This is a genomic window from Streptomyces adelaidensis, from assembly GCF_016598475.1.
GTDB classification, from domain to species: Bacteria; Actinomycetota; Actinomycetes; order Streptomycetales; family Streptomycetaceae; genus Streptomyces; species Streptomyces adelaidensis.
This window is the reverse complement of record NZ_JAEMUX010000008.1, coordinates 174,834-184,637: the sequence shown is the minus strand read 5'-3', so window position 1 is coordinate 184,637 and position 9,804 is coordinate 174,834. Positions and strand designations below refer to the sequence as shown.

Here is a 9,804-nt window from a genome sequence, read left to right as displayed (position 1 = left end):
CCACCAAGACATGATCTTGGTGGGGTTAATAGTCAAGTTGAGATCGCCGGACTTCAGCATGCCGGAGAACTCGCTGACACCGGCGATCGCGACATCTATGTCACCGTTCAGCAGGGCAGTGGTCTGGTCCCCGCCGCCCTGGTACTCCACGTACTTGACCTTCTTCGGGTCCGCGCCGCCCTTGGCGGTCAGCAGACCGAAGGGGACCTGGTCGTCGGAGGCGGCGCCGACGGTGACCGAGTCCGGCTTCGTCTTCAGGGTCGCGAGCAGGGAGCCGACGTTCTTGTACGGCGAGTCGGGGGTGGTGACCAGCACGTAGTGCTCCGTCATCAGACGGGCCACCATGGTGACGTCCTTGTACCCGTACTTCGACGTGCCTCTGAGCTGGTTGGCCATCATCGACAGCGAGGTCACGGAGATCTGGTCGTCCGCCCGCTTGTGCCGTTCGACCATCTGCGCGAGCCAGACGGCTCCGCTCGCACCGGGACGGTTCTCGACCGGCAGCGGAACGTCGGCGATGTTCTCCTTCTTCAACGTCTCGACCACCGAACGGATCGTCATGTCGAAACCGCTGCCCGGGTCCGCTCCCGCCGTCATGTTGACGCTCCCCGAGGGGTAGTTCGACCCGTCGGCGTCCTTGTCATCGGTCGTGGCGCATCCCGTGGCGACAAACATCACCGCGGCAGCCATCACCGTACGCCGGGCAGGTTCCATGCGCTTGCTCCTAGTTGATTGGTCATGCCTCATGAAGGGCAGTTGTCGATGTGAGACCGGGGTCGACGGGCGCTGGGGAAAGACCGCGGGGGTCGGGATCCCGTGCGCTCCCTCACGGATGAGTGCCGCTGGGGCCGGTGCGTATCATCCGGCCTCGCCGTGACTGCCACCGCCCAAAGAGCCCGAGAGCAGCGTCACGTGTCAGGTCGTCGCCCTCGCTCGTCCGTGGCGATCGGCCGTCGTGGAACTCGCCGTACACGACGAGTCGGATCGCGTGCCGGTCTCGTCGTCCGGTACGGCCGGCCACCACTTGGCCGCACCGGGCAGCCGGTGCCGCCGCCGGCTCCCAAAGAGCCCGGCGGGCCGGCCGGGGTCGTGTTCGCGGGTCTCCGCGTACACGCAACTGTCGGCCACCACTGGGAACGTGGTAGTGCGCTTGCCGCGCGAGAAAGGGCTCGCCATGGTCAACATCTCGTGGGAGTGAGGAATCAATCGGCCACACACGGCGGCCAGTTTGCTTTCCACAACATGTCAGCGCGCGCCACGCCACGGAAAGCCTGAGACTTCAAGTTTCACACAAGCCACACTGGTGACACCCCACCTGGGGATTCCTTGACCGATCCAACACACGCGTTCGACCTTCAGGGCAAAGAACGTGGGCGTCGGGCGATCAGCCGAACGGCGACACCGTTCACCTGTCGTTCGCCGAACTTGCGCAGCTTCTCGGCCGTTTGATGACAATTCACGCCACAAAACCACGGCACACGTGTGCGATTCTCAAGCGCCCATCGGTGTACGGAGCCGGTGCTGAGAACGGAAAACCATGCACGACAAGACGTCGACAACCGCCCACCGCCGCACAACGCCCGGGCGGCGAAAGTTCCTTGGGCTCGCCGCAGCCGGTGCCGCCGCCGTCGGCACGGCCGGGGTCGGCTGGGCGGCATTCGCCTCGGACCCGGCCGCACCGCCGCGGACTTTCCACACGCAAGGGGGCATCGACCGCCGCAAGCGGGCCATGACGAGGATACTGAACGCCACCGACCCGACAGTCCTCGCGGCCTGGATCACCGGCACGGGGTCAGCCCCCGACGCGATCAAGACGGAGATGGACACCCAAGTCGACGCCCTTGCCGACGCCGCGGCGACCGGCACGGGCACCGCCCGCGACGCCGTCCTCGCCTCATGGGTGCGTACCGCGGCGACACAGCGCACGATATGGGACCGCAAGTACGAGTTCCTGCACACCGGTTCGGGCGGCGCGGGCACCTTCGGCATCATCACCGACGAGGTGCGCGCCAAGTACCCCACCCAGCTGGGCTCGGACCCGCAGTGGGACCCGGACATGGACTCCCACAGTGAGGTGTGGCAGTCCATGACCTCCGAGGAACGCCAGATCGAGATACTCCGCACGTCGACGGCGCCCGGCGTCTCGCGCCACCATCTGGGCTCCGACGCGGACTTCTTCGACACAACGCCGCAGGACTGGACGGACGACGGCCCGGAGGCCGCCAACTACAAGTGGCTGCGCGCGAACGCGGCCCGTTACGGCTTCCTCCAGACGTACACGGCGAAGTCGGCCGAGGCCCACCCCGCGATCAGCGAGGAGCGTTGGCACTGGTCCTACGCGCCGGTCACGGAGGCGGTCCTGGAATTCACCCGCGGCAACCAGGACGTGATCGCCGACGCGCTGGCCGAGCTGTGGAGCTACGACCCGGCGCGGTACACGTACATCGAGGAGAACTGGCGCGACTACATGTTCCACGTGAACGAGAAGGTGTATTTCGGCTGAGCCGGGCCATGGCGAAGGGGCGGCTCACACCTCCCCTTCCCGTCTCTGTACCGCCACATCGAGGACCGCGACGCACCGCTCCGGCTGCGAAGCGGGGGCTCGGATCATTGCCGACGCAGAGCATGCGGCGGTCGGCGCGGCGGCCAGTGTCGCTCCAGCGGCCGGTCAACGTCGGTATGCCACCCGCAGCCAAGAGCCAGGCAGGGAGACGGGCGCGGTTCGGCCGTTCCAGTTCCATCAGCATGGCCTGCACCACATCCCGGGCCAGAGCCGCGAGTCCCGCCGTGGGAAGCAGTCCGCCACCGGCGCCATCTCGCCCCCGAACGCTGCCGTCCACTCCTGCTGGGCTCTCGTGGCCTCCACGGCCACCACGTTTCACTGTCCGTACAAACGACCGTGGTGGGGTGGCCGTTCCCATGCCGGCGACACCCCTGAGCTGTACAGAGACGTCAACATTCAAGACCTGGCCTCGATTCGTCAGCGAGTTTCGGTCGCTGATCGGTGCGGCTGTTCATCCGTAATGTCCTCTGCCGTCGGAGGACGGGCCGTCGCGTGACGCCGCGGGGTGCGCCGGGTTCCACGGGCCCGGAGACTGCGGGATGTTCTCCTTCGTCCTGGCCCTGTCTTCAGCCTCTCGCATGCCAGGGTGTTGCTTTGCCCCGGGAGATCTCGTCGAACGTCCAGGAAGCGGCCGCTGGGTCGGCACGAGCAAGGCGGAGCATGAGGTTCCCCGCTTCGTCCGGGGCACTCGCGCTCACGGCGAATGCGATCGCGCTCGCTCGGACAGGGCACCCGCCCCTCGAACGTTGCCTCACGCCCGCCGTCCTTGCCGTCCCCGAAGGCGGAAACGCCCGGCCCGGGGATCTCCTGGGCCAGGGCCTGCGACACGTGCTCGAACTCCCGGGTGCTCAGCCCGCTGAGGTCGTAATCCACTCCGCCATGATGCCGCCGCGGCTATCTCCCGACCGCCCAACGGAACACTTCCCCGACCGGGCCTCTGCATGCCCCGCCGATTCGCGTGGCTTGACCAGCCCGGCAACAAGCCTGACACCCCATCAGAGCGAGCGTCGAATGAGCGTCACGAGCGTCGTTTCAGCGTCGTTTCAGCGTCGAGATATCGCCCGTAACGCCCACACCGCACATAATGCCCACGCGCAAAACCGCAGGTCAGGAGCCCTTCGCCACCGGTTCGAGGATGGCGACACACTCCACATGGTGCGTCATCGGAAACAGATCGAACGCCCGCAACATCCGCACCCGATACCCCCCCTCCCGGAAATACCCCAGATCCCGCGCCAACGCCGCCGGATCGCAAGCCACATACGCGATCCGGCGCGCGCTCAGTGAGGCCAGGTGCTGGACGGTCTTGCGGCCGGCGCCAGCGCGGGGCGGGTCCAGGACGATGAGGTCGACCTCGGTGATGCCGGTGCGCGGGAGGACCGCTTCGACCTTGCCCTGTTCGATGCGGACGCGGTCGAACGCGGCGAGGTTGTGCCGCGCGTCCTCGACCGCACGCTTGCCGGACTCGATGCCGAGGACCGCGCCCTTGTCTCCGAGTCGGTCGGCGAGGGCGCCGGCGAAGAGACCGACGCCGCAGTAGAGGTCGAGGGCCATGTCGCCCTTGCGCGGGAGCAGGCCCTGCATGACGGCCTTGACGAGGGTGTCGGCCGCCATCGGGTGGACCTGCCAGAAGCCGCCGCTGCCGACACGGTGCGTACGGCCGTCGGCGCGCTCGCGGACGAAGGCGCGGCCGTGGACACGGTGGATACCGCCGTCGTGCTCCTCGACCCGCATGACGGAGACGGGCTTGTCGAGTTCGACGAGGGGCAGACGGGCGCCGGGCCTCGGTTCGAGGATCACCATGCGGTCCTGCGAGCCCGTCGCCGCGATCGCCTCGACCGACTGCATGCCGGACCAGTCGCGCTCCTCGATGCCCAGTTCGGAGACGCCGGGCGCGGCGATCATGCAGTGCTCGACCGGCTCGACCTGGTGCGAACGGTGGCGGCGCAGACCGGCGTTGCCGTCCTCGTCCACCGCGTACTGCACCCGCGTACGCCACGCCGGTACCTCGCCCACCGGCAGCTTGTCGCCCTCGGCCGGCATGACCGTGCCGTCCCAGCCCACCTCCTCGGGCGTGAGGCCCGCGAGACGCTGCAACTGCTCGGTGATGACCTCGCCCTTGAGTCGCCGCTGGGCCCCCGGCTTTGCGTGCTGCCAGTCGCAGCCGCCGCAGCGGCCAGGGCCGGCGTAGGGACAGGGAGCCGGGACCCGGTCCTTGGACTCGTCCAGGATCTCCACCGCGTCCGCCCGCAGGAACCGCGCCCCCTCCTCGCCCTCCGTGACCCGCGCCACGACCCGCTCACCGGGCAGCGCGTGCCGTACGAAAAGGACCTGACCCTCGGACGTACGGGCGATGCAGTGCCCGCCGTGGGCGACCGGGCCGACCTCGACCTCGTACTCGTCCCCCACCAGTGATTTCTTCGGTTCTGCCTGCATGGTGGGGTGACTCCAGAAGAGAGAAAAGCGAAACGGCCGGACAACAGCCCACCAGTCTACGTGGGTGCCGTCCGGCCGCTGACCAACGAGCCTCAGCCCTTGCCCCCACCGCCGCTGCCCGAGGACTCCTTCGTCGACTCCTTGGGGCGCTCGGTCGCCGGACCACGCCGCACCGAACCCGGCGCGCTCCACTCCTGCCGCTTGCGCGCCCGGCGCTTGGCGACCTCGGAGGACTCCAGCTGGTAGGGCACGGAGGTCACCATCACGCCCGGCGTGAACAGCAGCCGGCCCTTGAGCCGGAGTGCGCTCTGGTTGTGCAGCAGGTGCTCGTACCAGTGGCCGACCACGTACTCGGGGATGATGACCGACACCGCGTCGCGCGGGGACTCCTTGCGCAGACCCTTGACGTACTCGATGACCGGCCGCGTGACCTCGCGGTACGGCGAGTCGAGGACCTTCAGCGGTACGTCGATGCCGCGCCGCGTCCACTCCTCCTGGAGCGCCTTGGTCTCGGCCGCGTCGACGTTGACGCTGAGCGCCTCCAGGGTGTGGGAGCGCATCAGTTTGGCGTAGGCGAGGGCGCGCAGGGTGGGGCGGTGGATCTTCGAGATCAGGACCACCGAGTGCACCCGGGACGGCCGTACGACGTCGTCGCTCGGGCCGTCGGGCGCGGCGATCTCCGCGGCGACCCGGTCGTAGTGCTTACGGATGGCCGTCATCGTCGCGTAGAAGATCACCATGCCGAGCAGGGCGACCCAGGCGCCGTGCGTGAACTTGGTGACGAGGACGACGATCAGGACCAGCCCGGTGAAGAAGGCGCCGAAGGCGTTGATCGCGCGGGAGCGGACCATGTGACGCCGCTTGGCCGGGTCCTTCTCGCTGCGCAGATGGCGGTTCCAGTGCCGGACCATGCCGGTCTGGCTGAGCGTGAAGGAGACGAACACACCGACGATGTACAGCTGGATGAGGCGGGTGGAGTCGGCGCCGTAGATCCATACGAGGAGTACGGCGGCGCCCGCGAGGAGCACGATGCCGTTGGAGAAGGCGAGGCGGTCGCCGCGGGTGTGCAGCTGGCGCGGGAGGTAGCGGTCCTGGGCGAGGATCGAGCCGAGCAGCGGGAAGCCGTTGTACGCGGTGTTGGCGGCCAGGAACAGGACGAGCGCGGTGGCGGCGGCCAGCACGATGAAGAAGAACGTGCCGTCGCCGAAGACGGCGGCGGCGACCTGTGAGATCACCGGGTTCTGGACGTAGGAGTCGCCGACCGGGGAGCCGTCGCGCAGCAGGTCGACCGCCGGGTTCTCGGCCATCCGTACGTTGGTGGCCATCGCGAGGCCGATGATGCCGCAGAACATGGTGACGGCGAGCAGACCCATCGCCGCGAGCGTGGTCGCCGCGTTCTTCGACTTGGGCTTGCGGAAGGCGGGGACGCCGTTGGAGATGGCCTCGACGCCGGTGAGCGCGGCACAACCGGAGGAGAAGGCCCGCAGCATCAGGAAGACCAGCGCGAAGCCGGCGAGGCCCTGTTGCTCGGCCTTGATCTCCAGGCCGGCCGTGGGTGCCCGCATCGTCTCGTCGAGGACCAGACCGCGGAACGCGCCCCAGGCGATCATCACGAAGACGCCGACGACGAAGACGTACGTCGGGATCGCGAAGAGATTCCCGGACTCCTTCACCCCGCGCAGGTTCATCAGCGTGAGCAGGACGATGATGCCGATCGCGCACAGCACCTTGTGCTCGACGAAGAAGGGGACGGCCGAGCCGAGGTTCTCCACACCGGAGGAGATGGACACGGCGACGGTCAGGACGTAGTCGACGAGGAGCGCGCTGGCGACGGTGAGACCGGCCTTGGGACCGAGGTTGGTGTTCGCCACCTCGTAGTCGCCGCCGCCGCTCGGGTAGGCGTGCACGTTCTGCCGGTACGACGCCACCACGGTGAACATCAGTACGACGACCGCCACAGCGATCCAGGGGCTGAAGTGGTAGGCCGACACGCCCGCGATGGAGAGGACCAGCAGCACCTCCCCTGGTGCGTACGCCACGGAGGAGAGCGGGTCGGAGGCGAAGACGGGGAGTGCGATGCGCTTCGGCAGGAGCGTTTCTCCGAGCCGGTCGCTGCGCAGAGCGCGCCCGATCAGAATCCGTTTGGGCACGTCGGTCAGTTTGGACACGCTGAGGATCGTAAGCGCCCCGACCGGTTCTGGGCACATCCGGGTGAAATCCCGGCGGGCCCCGGGGTGAAATCGGTCCGGCCGCGACCACGAAGTGCGTCACATCACGCATCCTCCCGCCTAATGGACGGCGTCCCCGTCCATATGACGAATCCCGTCCCCCTCACCCTCTGGAGGCTCCATGCAGGCCGCGACCGCGGAACTGATCGGCGCCCTGGTTTCCCTGGCCGGTCTCGGCGTCCTGACGATGGTCAGCGTCCGCCGGATCAGCCGGCGACGGCCCACGATGTGAACCGGAACCGCACAGGGGTGCCCTTGGCCGACCGTGCCTGTGTAGCTTGGGCGACGGTGTGAGACCCTGTTTTTGACGTTTCGGCTGAACAGTAGCTATTGACACCGGAAGGACGGTCGTGCACATCGTCATCATGGGCTGCGGGCGAGTGGGTTCCACCCTCGCCCAGACCCTGGAGCAACAGGGGCACACGGTCGCCGTGATCGACCAGGACCCCACGGCCTTCCGTCGGCTCGGCTCGGGATTCGGCGGCCGTCGCGTCACCGGCGTCGGCTTCGACCGGGACACCCTGCGCGAGGCGGGCATCGAGGAGGCCGGCGCGTTCGCCGCCGTCTCCAGCGGCGACAACTCCAACATCATCGCCGCCCGGGTCGCCCGCGAGATGTTCGGCATCGAGAACGTGGCGGCGCGGATCTACGACCCGCGCCGCGCCGAGGTCTACCAGCGTCTCGGCATCCCCACGGTCGCCACGGTCCGCTGGACCGCCGACCAGATGCTCCGCCGGCTGCTGCCCTCCGGGGCCGAACCGCTGTGGCGCGACCCCACCGGCGGCGTACAGCTCGCCGAGGTGCACGCCTCCTCGGCCTGGGTGGGCCACAAGATCAGCAAGATGCAGGACGAGACCGGCGTCCGCGTCGCCTTCCTCACCCGCCTGGGCGAGGCCGTCCTGCCCAGCTCGCAGACGGTGCTGCAGGAGGGCGACCTCGTGCACGTGATGATGCGTACCGACGACGTCGAGAAGGTCGAGGCGTCCTTCGCCGAGGGCCCCGACGAGGAGAGCGGTCACTGATGAGAGTCGCCATTGCCGGAGCCGGCGCAGTCGGTCGCTCGATCGCGGGCGAACTGCTGGAGAACGGCCACGAGATCCTTCTCATCGACAAGGCGCCGACCGCCATCTCGGTCGAGCGCGTCCCCCAGGCGGAGTGGCTGCTGGCCGACGCCTGCGAGATCACGTCCCTGGACGAGGCGGCGCTCCAGCGCTGCAACGTGGTGATCGCCGCGACCGGCGACGACAAGGTGAACCTGGTCGTCTCCCTGCTGGCGAAGACGGAGTACGGCGTACCGCGCGTCGTCGCCCGCGTCAACAACCCCAAGAACGAGTGGCTGTTCAACGAGTCCTGGGGTGTGGACGTGGCCGTCTCGACCCCCCGGCTGATGTCGGCCCTGGTGGAGGAGGCCGTCAGCGTCGGCGACCTGGTCCGGCTCCTCCGCTTCAGCCACGGCGACGCCAACCTGGTCGAGCTGACCCTGCCGCCCGAGTCGGCGCTGGCCGGCACGCAGGTGGGCGAGGTCGAGTGGCCCGAGGACACCTCCCTGGTCACCATCATCCGCGGCACCCGGGTCCTCACCCCCACCCCGGACGACTCCCTGGAGGCGGGCGACGAACTGCTCTTCGTGGCCGCCCAGGCCCGCGAGGAACAGCTGGAGGACCTGCTGTCGGTCCGCCGCGAGGACGCGGCGACCAGCTGACGGCTGACGCCGCAGGCCGATACGGAGGCTGATACGTGGAGGGGGCGCCCGGAGAAATCCCGGGCGCCCCCTCCACGTATCGGCTTCCGTGTATCAGCCTGTCGTCACTCCCCGGTGGCGGCCGCCCGCTCCGCGGACTTCCGCTCCTTCTCCGCCTGCTCGGCCGCCTCCATCTCCGCGAACACGTCGATCGGCGCCGGCGCCTTGGCGAGGAACACCCAGGTCAGCCACACGGCGAGCAGGAACGGCGGGATCTTCAGGGCGATGAGCACCCACCCCAGCTGGGTGGTGTCGGCCCACCAGTACAGCGGGAAGAGGATCGCGCACTTGGCTAGCAGGATCAGCCCCCAGGCGTAGCTCGCCTTCGCGTACGCCTTCTTGCGGCCGGGGTTGCGGGTCCGCCAGGACAGGTTCTCCTTGAACACCGGTCCGAGCATCAGCCCGATCAGCGGTACGCCCGCCAGCGTCGTGAAGATGTACGCGAGCGCGAGGCCCAGCGTGTACAGCATGCCCGGCAGATAGAAGTCCTTGGCGTTGCCGGTCATCATCGCGAAGACCACACCGAAGGCGACCCCGAAGACACCGCTGAAGGCGTGCTTGACGGTGTCCTTCATGACCAGCCGTACGACGACCAGCAGGACGGAGACGCCGAGGGCCGCGAGGGCCGCCGAGTGCAGATCCTTGTTGATCGTGAAGATCGAGACGAAGAGAAGGCCGGGCAACACGGTCTCGACCATGCCCCGCACGCCGCCGAACGCCTCGAACAGCGCGGCCTCGGTCACCGCCCTGGAGTCCGGCGAGCCGTCCGGTCCGCCTGGGGCGTCCTGGACCTCACGCTGGGCGTCCTCCGTCGGCTTGTCGAGCGACGTCACCGG

At 68.5% G+C, this 9,804-nt stretch carries 7 protein-coding genes; 3 read left to right on the top strand and 4 right to left on the bottom strand.

The genetic code is table 11. From position 1 onward, the window contains the following. The coding region (locus I8N67_RS07020; RefSeq protein WP_267912670.1) for a Bug family tripartite tricarboxylate transporter substrate binding protein at positions 1 to 714 on the bottom strand (714 nt) is incomplete at its 3' end. Positions 715 to 1,537: 823 nt separating this feature from the next. Here I8N67_RS07020 and I8N67_RS07015 point away from each other — a divergent pair. Further along, positions 1,538 to 2,503, top strand: a complete 966-nt coding sequence (locus tag I8N67_RS07015; protein ID WP_200301706.1) for a D-alanyl-D-alanine carboxypeptidase family protein — start codon at positions 1,538 to 1,540, stop codon at positions 2,501 to 2,503. A 1,167-nt stretch (positions 2,504 to 3,670) separates the two neighbouring features. Here I8N67_RS07015 and I8N67_RS07010 read toward each other — a convergent pair. Then, positions 3,671 to 4,999: a class I SAM-dependent RNA methyltransferase gene (locus I8N67_RS07010; RefSeq protein WP_200301705.1), complete on the bottom strand. Its 1,329-nt coding sequence runs from the start codon at positions 4,997 to 4,999 to the stop codon at positions 3,671 to 3,673. A 92-nt stretch (positions 5,000 to 5,091) separates the two neighbouring features. Beyond that, entirely contained in the window at positions 5,092 to 7,167 is a 2,076-nt protein-coding gene (locus I8N67_RS07005) for an APC family permease (protein WP_200301704.1), read from the bottom strand. 410 nt (positions 7,168 to 7,577) lie between these two features. On the opposite strand from I8N67_RS07005, the gene I8N67_RS07000 reads away from it, so the two are divergent. Continuing rightward, positions 7,578 to 8,249, top strand: a complete 672-nt coding sequence (locus tag I8N67_RS07000) for a potassium channel family protein (protein WP_200301703.1) — start codon at positions 7,578 to 7,580, stop codon at positions 8,247 to 8,249. Further along, positions 8,249 to 8,929, top strand: a complete 681-nt coding sequence (locus I8N67_RS06995; RefSeq protein ID WP_200301702.1) for a potassium channel family protein — start codon at positions 8,249 to 8,251, stop codon at positions 8,927 to 8,929. The genes I8N67_RS07000 and I8N67_RS06995 overlap by 1 nt, the downstream gene beginning before the upstream one ends. A gap of 104 nt (positions 8,930 to 9,033) precedes the next feature. On the opposite strand, the gene I8N67_RS06990 is transcribed toward I8N67_RS06995, so the two are convergent. Beyond that, on the bottom strand, positions 9,034 to 9,801 hold the full coding sequence (locus I8N67_RS06990) for a DUF3159 domain-containing protein (RefSeq protein WP_200301701.1): 768 nt from the start codon (positions 9,799 to 9,801) through the stop codon (positions 9,034 to 9,036). Positions 9,802 to 9,804 lie beyond the last annotated feature (3 nt).